The sequence below is a fragment of the Tsukamurella sp. TY48 genome (assembly GCF_019656655.1).
GTDB classification, from domain to species: Bacteria; Actinomycetota; Actinomycetes; order Mycobacteriales; family Mycobacteriaceae; genus Tsukamurella; species Tsukamurella strandjordii.
The window spans coordinates 2,702,215-2,717,339 of record NZ_BPMV01000001.1; the positions used below are offsets into that span (position 1 = coordinate 2,702,215).

Below are 15,125 nucleotides of genomic sequence, written 5' to 3' on the forward strand. Positions count from 1 at the left end.
GGTACCCGGTGGCCTCATCAGCGGGACAAGAAGCCGCCGGGGCGTTCTTCCAGAGGCCGGCCCGCGTAGCGGTCGCCACGCTGCGCCGGAGCGACTCGCTCGACGGGCGACGGTGGTCGCTCCGAGGCCGCCACGAACTCGTCGATCGCGTCGCCGAGGCGAATGTCGTCGCGGTTCAGCCCGGCCGTGACGCGCCGGCGGGCCTCCTGCGCCGCGGACAGGCGGCGGTGCATCTTCTCCTGCACCTGCTCCAACGCACGATTCGTCGTCAGGGCGATCGACGAGCCGAGTGCCGCGGGCTCCAGGTGCCGGCTGATGGGGTGCAGGGTGACCCGACGCACCGTCCCGTCGCCGGCTACGCACACCGTGACGGCCTGGTCCGGTGATCTGACCTCGGCGGTCATGGCCTCCAGCTCCGCTCGGACTGTCTGGAAGGTCGCTGCCTGCGCCTTCAGGTCCTCGGTCATGGATGCGAAGAAGTCGTCGGTCATGAGCGGAGCCGTTTCAGTGCGGTGCGGGCGGCCCGGCGGACGTGAGGGTCGTCGTCGTCCTCGTACGGGGCGATGACGGCGATGTCATCCGGGTTCCCGATCTTGCCGAGGGTGCGGATGGCCTCGGCGCGGACGACCGGGCGGTCGATGCTCGCGAGCGCGGCCTCGCGGGATTCGGGGCGCCGGAATCGCCCGAAGTAGGCCACGATCGCTGCTCGGCCGCCGTCCACGATGTCGGGTCTGTGGAACAGGTCCATCATGCGCTGGTAGTCGCTTTCGGTGGCGATGCGGGCCAGGCTCATGACGGACCATATTTGGGCGTATTCGGGCAGGGCGGGGTCGGCTCGATTGATCTGCCGTGTGAGGGCCTCGATCGCGACGCGGTTGCCTTTCGCGGCGGGATCGTTGAGAAGGTTGATCAGACCGTAGCGGATCCCCTCCCGGTGCCGTGTCTCGTCACCGGGAATGCGTTCGTCGAGGTGCGTCAGCCAGTCTGCCGCGACGTCGACCGCGGGAGGGACGGTGGGGAGCCCCGAGATATCGCTGAGCCGTGTCATGCGGACGCCGACCGCGTCCAGATCGTCGACCAATCGGCGGTCGAAACCGCCTTTGCCCTGAACGTAAGTCTGAGGATACTGGTCGAAGATCTTCTTCCAGTCATCGCCCTTGGGCATACGCACGTAGTGGAAGAGGTCATCTTCAGTCATCGACCTGGTACCCCCATCGGTCCCACGCCGTCGGGGGAGTGCACCGAGGTGGGCGGCATCGAAGTACCACTGCGGATCGACATCGGTCATCCACACACCCCCCAGCGTGTACGGCGGCGGACCTGCCTCCCCGCAGTCCCGAACCGCCTGTTCTCCTGGATGCTATCGAAGCCTCTGCGATTGTTCCAGGAATCCCGCAGTACGCGGAGGCGGGCGGATCAGAAGCGGATCACCTGGCGGACGGCTGTGCCGTCGGCAAGGGCGTCCATGCCCTCGTTGATCTGATCGAGGGTGATCACACCGGAGATCAGCTTCTCCACCGGCAACCGGCCGGCGCGCCACATGTCCACATATCGCGGGATGTCCCGCTGCGGCACAGCGGATCCCAGGTAGCTACCGATAATGGTGCGTGCCTCGGCGGTGAGCACCAGCGGGCTGATCTCGGACCGCGCAGCGGGATTCGGCAGGCCCACGGTCACCGTCTTCCCGCCCACCGCGGTCGCGGCGACGGCGGCCTCGAAGGCCTTCGGATGTCCGGCCGCCTCGATCACGACGGGCGCGCGAACACCCTCCGCGGCAAGCTCTTCCGGCGTGTATGCGGCATCGGCGCCCAGCTCGCGCACCTGGTCCAGTTTCGCCGCCTGCGCGTCGACACCGATCACGCGGCCGACGGCACCGTCGGCCTTGAGCGACAGGGCGGTGAGCACGGCGGCCATGCCCACGCCCCCGAGGCCGATGACGATCACGTCGTCGCCGTTCGACGGCGCCCCGGCATTGAGTACCGCGCCGCCGCCCGTCAGCACCGCGCAACCGAGCACGGCCGCGATGTCCGGGGGTACGTCACCGTCGACCCGGGTCACCGAGCGCGCGTCCACCACGGCGTGCGTCGCGAACCCGGAGACGCCGAGGTGGTGCTGCACCGCCTCGCCGTCGCGGGAGAGTCGCCGGCCGCCGCCCAGCAGCTCCCCGGCATTGTTCGCGACACTGCCCGGGGTGCACGGAAGTTGGCCGTCGGTACGGCAATTGGCACACTCGCCGCACCGGGGCAGGAAGGCCATCACCACGCGGTCGCCCACGGCGAGACTGTCGGCGGCGGCATCGATCGGGCCCGCTCGCTCCGCTCCCGGCGCCAGGGGGCCGAGTTCCTCGATGATGCCCGCCGCCTCGTGGCCCAGCAGCATCGGCACGGGGCGGACGCGGTTGCCGTCGACCACGGACAGATCGGAATGGCACAGGCCCGCGGCCTCGATCCGCACCAGTACCTCGCCCGGCCCCGGAGCGTCGAGCTCGAGTTCCGACACGGTGATCGGGTGCGACTCCGAATAGGGCCTGGCCCTACCGATCTCCTCCAGCACGGCCCCGCGGATGCGCATCAGTACTCGACCTCCAACTCCGGCGATGTCGGCTTCGCCTGGCACCCCAGAATGTAGCCGTCTTCGGCGTCGTCGGGGTCGAGTCCGTCGGTCACGGCCATCTCGACGGTGCCCTTGGTGAGCTTGCACAGACAGGTGGCGCACTCGCCCGACTGGCAGGAGTAGGGCACATCGTGGCCGTTGTTGATGAGCACGTCCACCAGCGATTCGCCCTCGGGCCACGGCACGGTGAACGTGGCACCCAGGTTGTAGACGGTGACCTGCGGTGAATCCGCGGTGACCTCCACCTCGTGCGGCACGATATCGGCGAAGGCATCGCCCGACAGCGAGGCGTAGATCTCCTGATGCACCAGCTCACGCGGGGTGCCGATCACCTTCGCCGCTTCCTTGCAGGCGGCCATGAACTCCTCGCGGCCGCACAGGTAGGTGGGACGCGAGTGATAGGGCGTGAGCAGGGCGGCGAGCATATCGGCGTCGGGGATGCCGCGCTCGGACTCCATCCACCAGATCACGGTGAGCCGCTCGTTCTCGGCGTCCAGACGGGCGATCTCCTCCCGGAAGATGGTGGCCGCCGGATCGGCGTTCGCGTACAGCAGCGTGATCGGCTGGGTGCCCGCCGTGAGCGCCGCCGACAGGATCGACATGATCGGCGTGATGCCGCTGCCCGCCGCGAGCAGCAGGATGGGCACGTCCAGGCTCTCCGGCACGAAGACGCCCGACGGTGGCAGCACCTCCAGCTCGGTGCCGGGGGAGAGGTTGTCGCACAGCCAGTTCGAGGCGTACCCACCCTCCGTGCGCTTCACCGTGACGCCGGGCCTGCCGGCGGCGAAGGGCGAGGTGTACAGCGAGTACGACCGGGCCACCGAGCCGGTCTGCTCCGAGGGCACCCGAACGGTGATGAACTGCCCAGGCCGGTAGTCCCACTCCGCGTCGAAGACGAAGGACTTCGCCAGCGCCGTCTCTTCGATCACGTCCGTGACGGTGACGATCTGGCTACGACTCGAATGGGGGGTGAGACTCATGCCCTCCAGGTTATCGGGGCTCCGTCATCGCACGGCGCGCGTGCCCTGGCAGGAGCCGGGGAGCGGGAAACCGATGTTGGCGGTGGCGCGGACCTTGATCTCGATGGCGCCGGCGCCGGTGGCGACGAACGGGAAGTAGGTCGATCCGCCGCCGGACCCGAGGACGCCCACCTGGTGCAGCGTGCCGGTGGCACCGGTGCGGGTGTTGCGCCAGTCGACGGTGACGTCGAGGTTCGATCCGGGGGGCGGTGGGACCAGGGTGGCCGAGCGGCTCACCGACATCGCCATCTGCTCGGGAACCGGGACGGGCTTACCGTCGGTCCCACTGCGCCAGGCCTGACCTGCGGTGACGAGGATGGCGTTCGGGTAGGCGCGGCACACCTCCGTCTGGGCGACGGGGTCCTCCGCGTGCGCGGGGGCGGTGAGGAGTCCGGCGGCCACGAGGCTTGCGGCTCCGGCCGAACCGATGGTGCGTGCGATGTTCATGGTGATCTCCCTTCCTGCGGGGATGATCGCTCGCGCGGCGTGAGGTGTTTCACACCTGCATCGCCCGCCAGGCGGCGTGCTCGCGGCCCAGCTCCGTGGACGGCGCCTCGCCGTAGATCCACTCACGGCAGATCGCGTGCCAATCGGCCGCGGCCTCCAGGCTGCCGATCATGCCGAAGGTGAGCAGCTCCGCGCGGCGGGAGAAGGTGTGCGCGGCAGGCATGCGCAGCGGGGGATCGGCCTCGGGCGGCGTGGTCGCCACGGCCACCGCCCGCTTCACCTCGGCGGAGGTGATGGTGGTGACGCCCGACCGCAGGTGCCACGGCGCCGACAGCCGGAAGTACCGCAGCAGAGTCTCGGGCGAGGGGCCCTCGCCGCGCAGCGCACCCACCGCGCGCAGCAGATCCGCAAGATCCTCACCTCGGCCGGTGTCGGCGGCCGTGAAGCAATCCCGTTCGAACGCAGCCGATTCCGGGCCCAGTGTCTTGTAGAGTCCGTAGTCCAGGAAGGCGAGCCGGCCGTCCGGGCACACGAGCACGTTCCCGGCGTGCGGGTCGCCGCAGAACTCGCCGTCGCCGAAGACGCCGCCCACGTAGAACCGGTGCAGGATCTCCCCGGCCCGGTCGCGGTCGGCCTGCGGCGCCGTCTCCAGGGAGCCGAACCGCTCGCCCGGAACGAACTCGGTCACCAGGACCCGTGGGCCGCTCAGCTCCGGGAGCGGCGCGGGAACCCGGATGAAGGGGTGGCCCGCGTACCGCCGGGCCACCGTCGCCTGGGCCTCGCACTCGCCCTGGTAGTCGAGCTCGGCCAGGATGGTCTCGCTGATCTCCAGGAGCACCGATTCGGTGCGGATCGCGGTGGTGCGGCGTCCGCGCCACATGGTGAGCAGCAGGCCGAGGTTCTTCAGGTCGGCGCGGATCGCGGCCTCGATACCCGGGTACTGCACCTTCACCGCCACATCGCGGCCGTCCGCGGTGACCGCCCGGTGCACCTGCCCGATCGACGCGGCGGCCATCGGCTCGGGATCGATCTCGGCGAACGCGCCGCGCGGGCAATCCGCCTCGATCACGGCCTTGACCTCGCTGAACTCGGCGCCGGGCGCCCGGTCGGTGAGGGCGGTGAGCTTCTCCTGGAAGGCGGGCAGGGCGTGCTCCGGCACCAGCCCCAGGTCGACGGTGGCCAGGGCCTGGCCGACCTTCATCGCGGCGCCCCGCATGGACCCGAGCACCGTGACCAGCCGGTCCGCCGCGCGCAGCGCCGCCTTCTCCTCCGCCGCGGCGCGCTGCTCGGGCGTGGTGGCCCGATTGGCGGCCCGCGTCACCGTGCGGTCCACCGCCTGGCGCGCCACCGCGCCGCCCAGCTTCGCCCCGCGCCGCAGCCGCGTGGCCGGGTCGTCTTCGCTCATGCGCCCAGGGTAGTCCGGTATTGAAATCCGACGGTATTCGAATACCATCGGTATCCATGACGCACGACGTGATCATCGTAGGGGCCGGCTTCGGCGGCATGGGTGCCGCGATCGAGCTGGGACGGATGGGCATCGACGATGTGGTGATCCTCGAGCGCGAGGACGATCTGGGCGGAACCTGGCACGTCAACCACTACCCGGGCCTGGCCGTCGACATCGCCTCCGTGACCTACTCGTACTCCTTCGAGCCGAACCCGAACTGGTCGCGCCTGTACGCCCCGGGCGCAGAGCTCAAGGCCTACGCGAGCCACGTCGCCGACAAGTACGACCTGCGCCGGACGATGCGCTTCGGGGTGGACGTTAAGGGCGCCCGCTGGGATGCCGAGGCCGCCGAGTGGGAGGTCACCGTGGTGCGCGACGGCGGGCTCGAGGAGAAGCTGCGCACCCGCTACCTGATCACCGCCACCGGCTTCCTCAGCCAGCCCAAACTGCCCGATATCGAGGGTATCGAGGACTTCGCCGGCACCGTGATCCACAGCGCCCAGTGGGACGACGACGCCGATCTCGCGGGCCGCCGGATCGGCGTGATCGGCACCGGCGCCACCGGCGTGCAGCTGGTGCCCGAACTGGCCAAGGTGGCCGGACGGCTCACCGTCTTCCAGCGCACCCCGATCTGGGTGGTGCCCAAGGTCGACTTCGCGGTACCCGCCGCCGTGCGCGGCCTGTTCGGCGCCCTCCCCATGACCCAGCGCGCGGCCCGGCTCGCGAACTCCACCGCACTCGAAATCCTCAGCACCGTGGGCGTTCTCAACTACAAGTACGGGCACCGGTTCAACTCCGTGGCCGCGCTCCTGGCCAAGGCGCACATGTTCGCTCAGGTGCGCGACAAGCGGACCCGCGCCGCACTCACCCCGCAGTACTCCTTCGGCTGCAAGCGCCCCACCTTCTCCAACACGTACTTCCCGACCTTCGCCCGCGAGAACACGACGCTGGAACCCGGCGCCATCCGCCGGGTGCTGCCCCGCGGCATCGAAATGGCCGACGGCACCGTCCACGAGATCGACACCCTCGTCCTGGCCACCGGATTCTCGCTGTGGGAGAAGAACTTCCCCGCCATCGATGTGACCGGCCGCGACGGCGTGAACCTCGGCGAGTTCTGGCGCACCACGCGGTTCCAGGCCTACGAGGGCATGGCGATCCCCAAGTTCCCCAACTTCTTCAGCCTGCACAGCCCGTACAGCTACACCGGCCTGTCGTACTTCTGGACCATCGAGGCGCAGATGGTGCACCTGCGCCGCGTGCTCGACGAGGCGCGCCGCAGGGATGCACGCACCGTCGAGGTGACCGAACGGGCGAACGCCGAATTCCTCGACACGATGAGTGACCGCCTGGGCCGCTCGGTGTTCCAGCTCGGATCGTGCGAGGGCAGCCACAGCTACTACTTCGATCCGCACGGCGAGGCCACGCTGCTGCGCCCCAGCTCCGTGATCGGCGCGCGGCGCGACGCCCGCACCTTCCCGATCGACGACTACGCGTTCAACTGATCGAGCGCGGCGATCAACGCCTCGGCCGCCTTGGCCGGAGCCCCGGACTTCGCCGGTGCCAGATCGTGCGCCGCGCTGACCTCGACGATCGTGGTGGGTCCGGCGACCAGCGCCGCCGCCTCCGCCAGTTCCTCGGGAGTGGCGAACGGATCACGCTTGCCGTGCACGAACACCGTCGGGATCACGATCTCGGGCAGGTGTGCCGTGCGCGCCTTCTCCGGCCGCCCCGGCGGGTGCAGCGGATAGGACGACAGCAGCAGTGCATCGGGCCGGACGGGGCCCTCTGCCACCGCCATCGACGCCATCCGGCCGCCGTAACTGTGCCCGCCCCAGATCACCGGACCGTCGATCTCGAGCAGCGCGGCGGTCTCCGCGAAGGCGGCCCGATCGGCCGCCTGACCCGACGGTGACGGCGGCCCCTTCGGGCGCAACCGTCGATAAGGCAGATCGATGCGGACGGTGCGCACCCCGCGCGGCGCCAATTCCTCGCCGAGCAGGCGCAACATCGCCGCATCGCGATTGCCGCCCGCGCCGTGCGCCAGGATCAGGGTGGCGCGCACCGGACCGTCGGGATCGTGAATGGAGAGCCAGGTCACCCGGCCAGCCTACGGGCAAGTTAACGTGCATTCATGACGCAGACGAAGCAGGGCCCCCTCGCGGGCCTGAAGGTGATCGAGTTCGCGGGCCTGGGCCCCGCACCGCACGCGGCCATGCTGCTGGCCGACCAGGGAGCCGACGTGGTCTCGGTGCAGCGACCCGGCGTGGGCGTGGCCGGACTCACCGGCAAGGCACAGGGCGTCAAGCGCGGCCGCACCATCGTCGAGGCCGATCTGAAGAACCCCGACGACATCGCGAAGATCCTCGACCTGATCGACCGCGCCGACGTGATCGTCGAGGGCTTCCGCCCCGGCGTCATGGAGCGCCTCGGCCTCGGCCCCGACGTGGTGCTCGAGCGCAACCCGCGCCTCGTCTTCGCCCGGATGACCGGCTGGGGCCAGGAGGGCCCGTTCGCGCAGCGCGCCGGCCACGACATGAACTACATCTCGCTCACCGGCCTGCTGCACGCCATCGGCCGCAAGGGCGAGCGCCCCGTGCCGCCGCTGAACCTGGTGGGCGACTTCGCCGGCGGCTCGATGTTCCTCGTCTTCGGCGTGCTCGCCGCGCTGTACGAGCGCAACACCTCGGGCAAGGGGCAGGTGATCGACGTCGCGATGGTCGACGGTGCCTCCCTCATCGGGCAGATGCAGTGGGACTTCCGCGGCCAGGGCATCTGGAGCGATGAGCGCGGCGTGAACACCCTCGACGGCGGCGCGCCCTTCTACGACACCTACGAGTGCTCCGACGGCAAGTACATCTCCGTGGGCGCGATCGAGCCGCAGTTCTTCGCCGAGCTGCTGGACAAGCTGGGCCTCAAGCAGGAGGACCTGCCCTACCAGCTGGATCAGGCGCGGTGGCCCGAGCTCCGGGCCGCGCTGGAGGCCGCGATCAAGACCAAGTCCCGCGACGAGTGGGCCGAGGTCTTCCTCGATTCCGATGCCTGTGTGGCGCCGATCCTCACCTTCGAGGAGGCCCCGAAGCATCCGCACATGGCCGCGCGGAACAACCTGCCGCAGGTGGGCGGCGTGACCGCTCCGGCTCCCGCACCCCGCTTCTCCCGCACGCCCGCCGCGGCGCCGCAGGAACCGTCGGTGGATGTCGCAGACGCCGACACCCTCTGGCGCTAGTCGCATTCTGAAACCGGCGGAATCCGCGGCCTCACGGCGCTGGGCGTCGTATCGCCGCGGATGACGCCGGTTTCGGGAGCGGGTGCTAGCCGACGACGAGCGCGAGGCCGGCGGCGTTGAGCGCGGCCGAGACGTCGTAGAACAGCGATCCATTGGGCTTGGCGGCGCCGTTGAAGGTGGCGGCGCGGCTGGCCAGCCCGAGGGCGGCGTTGTCGGTGCTGCGGACCAGCGGCCCGCCGCTGTCGCCCACCTGGACCGGGATCGTGGTGGCGATGTAGCCGTTGTCCACGCTGATCACCTTGCCGCAGCGCCAGCCCGAGCTCACGCCCTGGCTGCACACGGGATCGCCCGCCTTGGCCACGCCGACACTGGTCGGGCGGATCTTGCCGCCCGGGGTGGCCCGCGCGACCCGCGGATCCAGCTCGAAGACGCCCCAGTCGGGAGCGTTCGGCACGACGAACGTGTCGGAGCTGGTCAGACGTGGAGCCGACGAGGCGATGTTGACGCCGGCGATCCGGCCGTCGACCACCACCTGCTGGCCTTGCGCGCCGCAGTGTCCGGCGTAGACACCCACCCGGGAGCCGTCGCTGCGCTGACCGATGAATCCCACGGTGCAGCCGCGGCCGTCGGCCACGTTGCCGACCATCTTGGACACCGTGAGCACGGAGCTGCCCGGCGTGACCGAGGCGACCGGCTCGGCCTGTGCGGCGGCCGGGACGAGTGCGGCGACCGCCGCCGCGACGGCGAGGGACGCGGCGGCGCTCCGGGCGCGAGGCGCGTGGGTGCGGCGCATGATTCTCCTCGGTTCGGCGGCGGTGGCCCGGGATCGGGCCGGTGGCGGCACGGCTGTGCGACGGTAGCGTGCCACAGCGCGCACCGCGTGTAAACCGAGTTGCCTCTGTTAACTATAGAGGCGAGTGTTGCGTGAGTGAAGAAAAATCTCTACTTCACAGGCTTCGGTGTGACCCAGGTGGTGATCTGCGCGTGCACCACCTCGGTGCCCTTGTTGTCGCGGATCGCGATGTCGACCACCACGTCCTGTCCGGCGGTGATCGCGTCCCAGTCGACCGGCTCCAGGAAGGTGGCCGTCGCGGTGAGCGACGATTCCGCCTTGGCGAGGTAATCCACCTTCATCGACTTCGGCAGCCAGCGGTGGGTGGACGGGGTGGATGCCTCCATCACCATGCCCATGCCGACCTCGGCGAGGTTGCAGGCGGCGATGGCGTGGAAGGTGCCGATGTGGTTCTGCACGAACCACCACTTCGGCCCCTTCACCACGGCGTGCCCGTACTCCAGCTCGGAGACGTAGGGCGTGACCGAGGCGAAGTAGGGCGCCTTGAGCGAGGCGCCGGCGGAGAAGGCGAGCTTGCCGAGCGGCTTATCGCTCAGCTTGCGCCACAGCTTGTACGTGCCGGTGGTGTCAGTCATGGCGCCTACCTTACTCTGCGGTAAGTTCGCGCGCCGCGGGCGGATGTACTGCACAATTGGTCGACGACACGGGGAGGAAAGACAGGCATGAGCGATCCGAATCAGTACGGCGGGACTCCGCCGGGCGGCGATCCGTACGGCCCGACCCACTACGGGCAGCCGCAGTACAGTCAGCAGCCGTACGGCCAGCAGCCCCAGGGGCAGGACCCGTACGGCCAGAGCCCCTACGGGCAACAGCCCTACGAGCAGAACCCGTACGGCCAGCCCTACCAGCAGAATCCCTACGGACAGCAGCCCGGACAGCCGTACGAGCAGAACCCCTACGGCCAGCAACCCGGCTACCCGTCCTACCCGCAGCCCGGTTACCCCCAGGCACCCGGATTCGGCGGCCCGGTGCCGATGACGCGCCCCGGCACCGTGCTCGCGGCGGCACTGATCCTCATCATCATCGGCGTGATCGTCACCCTGCTGCAGGTGTCCAACCTGATCATCGGCGGCAGTGCCCTCGCGACACCGGGCCTCGACGAGTCCACGCTCTCCACGATCGTGGTCGTCACCGCGATCGTCACGCTCGTGATCGCCATCGGCGGGATCGCCGGCGGAACGCTGCTGCTGCTCAAGCGCAGCAAGGCCGCCGCGATCTTCGCGACGGTGGCCGCCGCGCTGATGCTGTTCACCTGCTGGGGGGTCGTGGCGACGATCGCGGTGCCGATCCTGCTGTGGGGGACCGCTTCGGCGAAGGCCTGGTTCGCCGGAACCTGATCACCGCGGCGGATTCGCCGCCAGATCGTCGAAGCCGCGGGTGGCCAGCCGGACGATGGTGTCCTGGATCGTGGGCCACCACTGCGACTTTACGTTGACGGGCGTGCCGTGCGTGGCACCGTCGAGCGAGACCAGCAGCGCCGGCTCCCCGGCGGCCTGGGCGGCCTGGACGAACTCCACCGACTCCTGCGCCGGGACGATGCCGTCCTTGGTGCCGGTGAGCGCCACCGCGGGCATCCCCGGATCGAGCCGCTGGATCGGATTGGCCAGGGCGTACCGGTCCGGCACCTGATCGGGCATGCCGCCCAGCACCATCTTCACGTGGTCGTTCATCCGGGACGAGGTGCGCATGTCCAGCACCCCGGCCATGGAGACGAAACCGCGGGGCACCATCGCCGGCGCTCCGCCCGGGGGCCAGGTGACGCCGGGTGCGCCCTGGGGGAGGGTGCGCCGGGTCGCCGCCCAGGCGGCGAGCTGCCCGCCGGCCGAGTGTCCGACGAAGATCACGTTCGACGCATCCAGTTCGCGCACGCGGTGCGCGAGCGTGGGGACGAAGTCGACCGCGTTGCCCACATCGGTGAAGGTGGTGGGCCAGCCGCCGCCGGAGCCCACGCGCCGGTACTCGATGTTCCACACCGCGAGTCCCGAGGACTGCAGGGCGCGGGCCACGTCGGCCATGTAGCGCTCGGTGGCGCGGGCCTTCCATCCGCCGCCGTGGATCAGCACCACCACGGGCACGCTGCCCCGGGCGTGCCGGCCCGGTGGCAGGTAGAGCCGGCCGTAGTTCTGCGCGGGATCGGCGTTCGGCGCCGGGTAGGTGTAGCGCACCGAATCGTCGCGCACCGGCGCGACCGACTCCGACGCCGCGGAGGAGCTGGGCGCCGACGGGTCGACGGGGCCGATAGTGCAGCCGGACATCCCGGCGCCCAGAGACCCCACCAGGATCAGCGCGCCGAGCTTCTGCGCGGCGCGCTGCTTGGTCATACTCGAATTCTTCCAGAGCATCGGCTCCCGGCGGTGGCGACGTGCGGTGGATCACGGCCGGGGGAGAGCCGCGGATTTGAACCTGAGGCGCATCCGGTGCATACTGGTCAGGTTGCCTTCCGCGGGCGGCGTGGTCTGTTGCGGCTACGACGTGTGCGGGAAGGTATCGCTTGGCCCCCCTCGCGGGTGCCATCCGGTCCGATGGGACCGCCCTGAGAAGGAAATTCCCGGGGTGGAACTTGAGCGACAGTGCGACACGCCCGACCGCGTGGACCGGAGCAATTTGACACATGAACAGCGTCGATCGACTCAACGTTCTCGCCGAGTGCGAGACGGGCCGCCTACGGGCGGCGGTTGCAAGAGCTGTGAAGTGTGCAGGCAAAACGTGAACACTTGACGGAAGAGGACACAGCGTGGCGGGACAGAAGATCCGCATCAGGCTCAAGGCCTATGACCATGAGGCGATCGACGCGTCTGCTCGGAAGATCGTTGAGACCGTGACCCGCACCGGCGCCAGTGTCGTCGGTCCCGTGCCGCTGCCGACGGAGAAGAACGTGTACTGCGTCATCCGCTCGCCGCACAAGTACAAGGACTCGCGGGAGCACTTCGAGATGCGTACCCACAAGCGGCTTATCGACATCCTGGACCCGACGCCGAAGACGGTCGACGCGCTCATGCGCATCGACCTGCCGGCGAGCGTCGACGTGAACATCCAGTAAGCGGCTGCGGAGAACTGATAATGACTGAGAACAAGATCAAGGGAATCCTGGGCACCAAGCTCGGCATGACCCAGGTCTTCGACGAGAACAACCGGGTCGTCCCGGTGACCGTCGTCAAGGCCGGGCCGAACGTCGTGACCCAGATCCGTACCGAGGCCACCGACGGCTACGACGCCGTCCAGATCGCCTTCGGCGCCATCGACCCGCGCAAGGTGAACAAGCCCGTCTCGGGCCAGTTCGCCAAGGCCGGCGTCACCCCGCGCCGCCACATCGCTGAGCTCCGGATCGCCGACACCTCCGATTACGAGGTCGGCCAGGAGCTGGGTGCCGATGTCTTCGAGGACGGCAACTTCGTCGACGTCACCGGCATCAGCAAGGGCAAGGGCTACGCCGGCGTCATGAAGCGCCACGGCTTCGCCGGTCTCGGCGCCAGCCACGGCGCACAGGCCGTGCACCGTGCCCCCGGTTCCATCGGTGGCTGCGCCACCCCGGGCCGCGTCTTCAAGGGCGTCCGCATGGCCGGCCGCATGGGCTCCGACAAGGTGACCACGCAGAACCTCACCGTGTTCAAGGTGGACGCCGACGCCGGCGTCCTGCTGATCAAGGGCGCCATCCCCGGTCGCAAGGGCGGCCTCGTGATGGTCCGTACCGCTGTGAAGGGTGGTGCTCGCGCATGAGCAAGCTGACTCTCGATGTGAAGTCCGCCGACGGCAAGACCGACGGCACCGTCGAGCTTCCCGCCGCGATCTTCGACGTGGAGCCGAACATCGCTCTGATGCACCAGGTGGTCATCGCGCAGCTCGCCGCTGCACGTGCCGGCACGCACTCCACCAAGACCCGCGGCGAGGTCCGCGGCGGTGGACGCAAGCCGTACCGCCAGAAGGGCACCGGCCGCGCCCGTCAGGGCTCGACCCGTGCGCCGCAGTTCGCCGGTGGTGGCACCGTCCACGGCCCGCAGCCGCGTGATTACAGCCAGCGCACCCCGAAGAAGATGAAGGCCGCCGCCCTGCGCGGTGCCCTCACCGATCGGGTTCGCGAGGATCGCATCCACGTCGTCACCGAGCTGGTGGCCGGCCAGGAGGCGTCGACCAAGACCGCGCGCCAGTTCCTCGCTCAGCTGTCCGAGCGCAAGAAGTTCCTCGTGGTCGTCGGCCGCGAGGACCTGACCGCGCAGCGCAGCGTGCAGAACCTGCCGAACGCGAAGTGGATCTACCCCGACCAGCTCAACACCTACGACGTCCTCGACGCCGATGATCTGGTGTTCAGCCGCGAGGCTCTGGGTTCGTTCATCGCGAGCGCATCGAAGACCGAGGAGGCGAACGCCTGATGGCTACCGCAACCATCCCCGCCGACCCGCGGGACATCCTGCTCGCTCCGGTGATCTCCGAGAAGGCCTACGGCCTGATCGAGGACAACACGTACACCTTCCTGGTGCACCCGGAGGCGAACAAGACGCAGATCAAGATCGCCGTGGAGCAGGTCTTCGGCGTCAAGGTCGTCAACGTGAACACCCTGAACCGCCCGGGCAAGCGCAAGCGCACTCGCGCCGGTTACGGACAGCGCAAGAGCACCAAGCGCGCCATCGTGACCCTGAGCGCCGACAGCAAGCCCATCGATATCTTCGGAGGGGCAAGCTAAATGGCTATCCGCAAGTACAAGCCGACCACTCCGGGTCGCCGCGGCTCGTCGGGCTCGACCTTCGACGAGATCACGCGTTCGACCCCGGAGAAGTCGCTGATCCGTCCGCTGCACGGCCGTGGTGGCCGTAACGCGCACGGCCGCATCACCACCCGGCACAAGGGTGGCGGCCACAAGCGTGCCTACCGTCTGATCGACTTCCGTCGTCACGACAAGGACGGCATCAACGCCAAGGTCGCGCACATCGAGTACGACCCGAACCGCACCTCGCGGATCGCACTGCTGCACTACTTGGACGGCGAGAAGCGCTACATCCTCGCCCCCAAGGACCTGAAGCAGGGCGACATCGTCGAGTCGGGCCCGAACGCCGACATCAAGCCGGGCAACGCCCTGCCGCTGCGCAACATCCCCGCCGGCACCGTGATCCACGCCGTCGAGCTGCGTCCCGGTGGCGGTGCCAAGATGGCCCGCTCGGCCGGTGCCAGCATCCAGCTGCTGGGCAAGGAGGGCGCGTACGCGACCCTGCGTATGCCCTCGGGCGAGATCCGTCGCGTCGACGTGCGCTGCCGCGCCACCGTCGGCGAGGTGGGCAACGCCGAGCAGAGCAACATCAACTGGGGCAAGGCCGGCCGTATGCGGTGGAAGGGCAAGCGCCCGACCGTCCGTGGTGTCGTCATGAACCCGGTCGATCACCCGCACGGCGGTGGTGAGGGTAAGACCTCCGGTGGCCGTCACCCGGTGAGCCCGTGGGGTAAGCCCGAGGGCCGCACCCGCAAGAACAAGGCGAGCGACAAGATGATCGTCCGCCGTCGCAAGTCCGGCAAGAACAAGCGCTAGGAGGG

The 15,125-nt window shown here is 69.4% G+C and carries 18 protein-coding genes; 8 read left to right on the plus strand and 10 right to left on the minus strand.

Going from position 1 to position 15,125, the window contains the following annotated elements:
* Window positions 1-17: 17 nt before the first annotated feature.
* The 6 genes from TTY48_RS13185 to TTY48_RS13210 all read right to left on the minus strand — a co-directional run bounded on the left by TTY48_RS13185 (window position 18) and on the right by TTY48_RS13210 (window position 5,484).
* Window positions 18-491 (minus strand): YbaB/EbfC family nucleoid-associated protein, encoded by a 474-nt coding sequence (locus TTY48_RS13185; RefSeq protein WP_220657924.1) that lies wholly within the window; start codon window positions 489-491, stop codon window positions 18-20.
* Window positions 488-1,288: a HEAT repeat domain-containing protein gene (locus TTY48_RS13190; RefSeq protein ID WP_255585666.1), complete on the minus strand. Its 801-nt coding sequence runs from the start codon at window positions 1,286-1,288 to the stop codon at window positions 488-490. The genes TTY48_RS13185 and TTY48_RS13190 overlap by 4 nt, the downstream gene beginning before the upstream one ends.
* Before the next feature lie 128 nt (window positions 1,289-1,416).
* On the minus strand, window positions 1,417-2,571 hold the full coding sequence (locus TTY48_RS13195) for an alcohol dehydrogenase catalytic domain-containing protein (RefSeq protein WP_220657925.1): 1,155 nt from the start codon (window positions 2,569-2,571) through the stop codon (window positions 1,417-1,419).
* Complete coding sequence (locus TTY48_RS13200; RefSeq protein WP_220657926.1) at window positions 2,571-3,593, minus strand: ferredoxin--NADP reductase; 1,023 nt, start codon at window positions 3,591-3,593, stop codon at window positions 2,571-2,573. Before TTY48_RS13200 ends, TTY48_RS13195 begins: the two co-directional genes overlap by 1 nt.
* Window positions 3,594-3,617: 24 nt before the next feature.
* The gene (locus TTY48_RS13205) at window positions 3,618-4,079 is read right to left on the minus strand and encodes a hypothetical protein (protein ID WP_220657927.1); all 462 of its coding nucleotides are present in this window, start codon (window positions 4,077-4,079) and stop codon (window positions 3,618-3,620) included.
* Between the two features lie 49 nt (window positions 4,080-4,128).
* Window positions 4,129-5,484, minus strand: coding sequence for an AarF/ABC1/UbiB kinase family protein (locus tag TTY48_RS13210; RefSeq protein WP_220657928.1), 1,356 nt, complete (start codon window positions 5,482-5,484; stop codon window positions 4,129-4,131).
* A 56-nt stretch (window positions 5,485-5,540) separates the two neighbouring features.
* Between TTY48_RS13210 and TTY48_RS13215 the strand changes: the two genes are divergently transcribed.
* Window positions 5,541-7,028, plus strand: coding sequence for an NAD(P)/FAD-dependent oxidoreductase (locus tag TTY48_RS13215; protein ID WP_220657929.1), 1,488 nt, complete (start codon window positions 5,541-5,543; stop codon window positions 7,026-7,028).
* Here TTY48_RS13215 and TTY48_RS13220 read toward each other — a convergent pair.
* Complete coding sequence (locus tag TTY48_RS13220; protein ID WP_220657930.1) at window positions 7,013-7,624, minus strand: alpha/beta fold hydrolase; 612 nt, start codon at window positions 7,622-7,624, stop codon at window positions 7,013-7,015. The genes TTY48_RS13215 and TTY48_RS13220 overlap by 16 nt on opposite strands.
* 33 nt (window positions 7,625-7,657) lie before the next feature.
* Between TTY48_RS13220 and TTY48_RS13225 the strand changes: the two genes are divergently transcribed.
* Window positions 7,658-8,752, plus strand: a complete 1,095-nt coding sequence (locus TTY48_RS13225) for a CaiB/BaiF CoA-transferase family protein (RefSeq protein ID WP_220657931.1) — start codon at window positions 7,658-7,660, stop codon at window positions 8,750-8,752.
* 85 nt (window positions 8,753-8,837) lie between these two features.
* On the opposite strand, the gene TTY48_RS13230 is transcribed toward TTY48_RS13225, so the two are convergent.
* Together TTY48_RS13230 and TTY48_RS13235 are read right to left on the minus strand one after the other, a co-directional pair.
* Window positions 8,838-9,545 (minus strand): S1 family peptidase, encoded by a 708-nt coding sequence (locus TTY48_RS13230; RefSeq protein WP_220657932.1) that lies wholly within the window; start codon window positions 9,543-9,545, stop codon window positions 8,838-8,840.
* A 149-nt stretch (window positions 9,546-9,694) separates the two neighbouring features.
* Window positions 9,695-10,180: a hotdog fold domain-containing protein gene (locus TTY48_RS13235; protein WP_220657933.1), complete on the minus strand. Its 486-nt coding sequence runs from the start codon at window positions 10,178-10,180 to the stop codon at window positions 9,695-9,697.
* An 87-nt stretch (window positions 10,181-10,267) separates the two neighbouring features.
* On the opposite strand from TTY48_RS13235, the gene TTY48_RS21370 reads away from it, so the two are divergent.
* A complete protein-coding gene (locus TTY48_RS21370; protein ID WP_255585667.1) occupies window positions 10,268-10,942 on the plus strand; it encodes a hypothetical protein in 675 nt (224 codons plus the stop codon).
* Here the strand turns inward: TTY48_RS21370 and TTY48_RS13245 are convergent, their stop codons facing one another.
* Entirely contained in the window at window positions 10,943-11,926 is a 984-nt protein-coding gene (locus TTY48_RS13245) for a S9 family peptidase (RefSeq protein ID WP_220657934.1), read from the minus strand.
* A gap of 413 nt (window positions 11,927-12,339) precedes the next feature.
* Here TTY48_RS13245 and rpsJ point away from each other — a divergent pair, with 413 nt between their 5' ends.
* The 5 genes from rpsJ to rplB are packed head-to-tail and all read left to right on the plus strand — an operon-like array spanning window position 12,340 to window position 15,120.
* Complete coding sequence (gene rpsJ / locus TTY48_RS13250) at window positions 12,340-12,645, plus strand: 30S ribosomal protein S10 (protein ID WP_003883485.1); 306 nt, start codon at window positions 12,340-12,342, stop codon at window positions 12,643-12,645.
* Window positions 12,646-12,665: 20 nt separating this feature from the next.
* On the plus strand, window positions 12,666-13,322 hold the full coding sequence (gene rplC, locus TTY48_RS13255; RefSeq protein WP_220657935.1) for a 50S ribosomal protein L3: 657 nt from the start codon (window positions 12,666-12,668) through the stop codon (window positions 13,320-13,322).
* Window positions 13,319-13,972, plus strand: coding sequence for a 50S ribosomal protein L4 (rplD, locus tag TTY48_RS13260; RefSeq protein ID WP_220657936.1), 654 nt, complete (start codon window positions 13,319-13,321; stop codon window positions 13,970-13,972). The genes rplC and rplD overlap by 4 nt, the downstream gene beginning before the upstream one ends.
* Window positions 13,972-14,283, plus strand: a complete 312-nt coding sequence (gene rplW / locus TTY48_RS13265) for a 50S ribosomal protein L23 (protein WP_220657937.1) — start codon at window positions 13,972-13,974, stop codon at window positions 14,281-14,283. Before rplD ends, rplW begins: the two co-directional genes overlap by 1 nt.
* On the plus strand, window positions 14,284-15,120 hold the full coding sequence (gene rplB, locus TTY48_RS13270; protein ID WP_220657938.1) for a 50S ribosomal protein L2: 837 nt from the start codon (window positions 14,284-14,286) through the stop codon (window positions 15,118-15,120). It abuts the gene before it with no gap.
* The last annotated feature ends 5 nt before the right edge of the window (window positions 15,121-15,125 follow it).

What these genes read in the sequence shown, in the direction of transcription:
- TTY48_RS21370 (WP_255585667.1), top strand. Translation starts at nt 10,268, where the DNA reads ATGAGCGATCCGAATCAGTACGGCGGGACTCCGCCGGGCGGCGATCCG.
- rplW (WP_220657937.1), top strand. Translation starts at nt 13,972, where the DNA reads ATGGCTACCGCAACCATCCCCGCCGACCCGCGGGACATCCTGCTCGCT.
- rplD (WP_220657936.1), top strand. Translation starts at nt 13,319, where the DNA reads ATGAGCAAGCTGACTCTCGATGTGAAGTCCGCCGACGGCAAGACCGAC.
- TTY48_RS13215 (WP_220657929.1), top strand. Translation starts at nt 5,541, where the DNA reads ATGACGCACGACGTGATCATCGTAGGGGCCGGCTTCGGCGGCATGGGT.
- rplC (WP_220657935.1), top strand. Translation starts at nt 12,666, where the DNA reads ATGACTGAGAACAAGATCAAGGGAATCCTGGGCACCAAGCTCGGCATG.
- TTY48_RS13235 (WP_220657933.1), bottom strand. Translation starts at nt 10,180, where the DNA reads ATGACTGACACCACCGGCACGTACAAGCTGTGGCGCAAGCTGAGCGAT.
- TTY48_RS13190 (WP_255585666.1), bottom strand. Translation starts at nt 1,288, where the DNA reads ATGACCGATGTCGATCCGCAGTGGTACTTCGATGCCGCCCACCTCGGT.
- rplB (WP_220657938.1), top strand. Translation starts at nt 14,284, where the DNA reads ATGGCTATCCGCAAGTACAAGCCGACCACTCCGGGTCGCCGCGGCTCG.
- TTY48_RS13185 (WP_220657924.1), bottom strand. Translation starts at nt 491, where the DNA reads ATGACCGACGACTTCTTCGCATCCATGACCGAGGACCTGAAGGCGCAG.
- TTY48_RS13225 (WP_220657931.1), top strand. Translation starts at nt 7,658, where the DNA reads ATGACGCAGACGAAGCAGGGCCCCCTCGCGGGCCTGAAGGTGATCGAG.
- TTY48_RS13230 (WP_220657932.1), bottom strand. Translation starts at nt 9,545, where the DNA reads ATGCGCCGCACCCACGCGCCTCGCGCCCGGAGCGCCGCCGCGTCCCTC.
- TTY48_RS13245 (WP_220657934.1), bottom strand. Translation starts at nt 11,926, where the DNA reads ATGACCAAGCAGCGCGCCGCGCAGAAGCTCGGCGCGCTGATCCTGGTG.
- TTY48_RS13195 (WP_220657925.1), bottom strand. Translation starts at nt 2,571, where the DNA reads ATGCGCATCCGCGGGGCCGTGCTGGAGGAGATCGGTAGGGCCAGGCCC.
- TTY48_RS13210 (WP_220657928.1), bottom strand. Translation starts at nt 5,484, where the DNA reads ATGAGCGAAGACGACCCGGCCACGCGGCTGCGGCGCGGGGCGAAGCTG.
- TTY48_RS13205 (WP_220657927.1), bottom strand. Translation starts at nt 4,079, where the DNA reads ATGAACATCGCACGCACCATCGGTTCGGCCGGAGCCGCAAGCCTCGTG.
- TTY48_RS13200 (WP_220657926.1), bottom strand. Translation starts at nt 3,593, where the DNA reads ATGAGTCTCACCCCCCATTCGAGTCGTAGCCAGATCGTCACCGTCACG.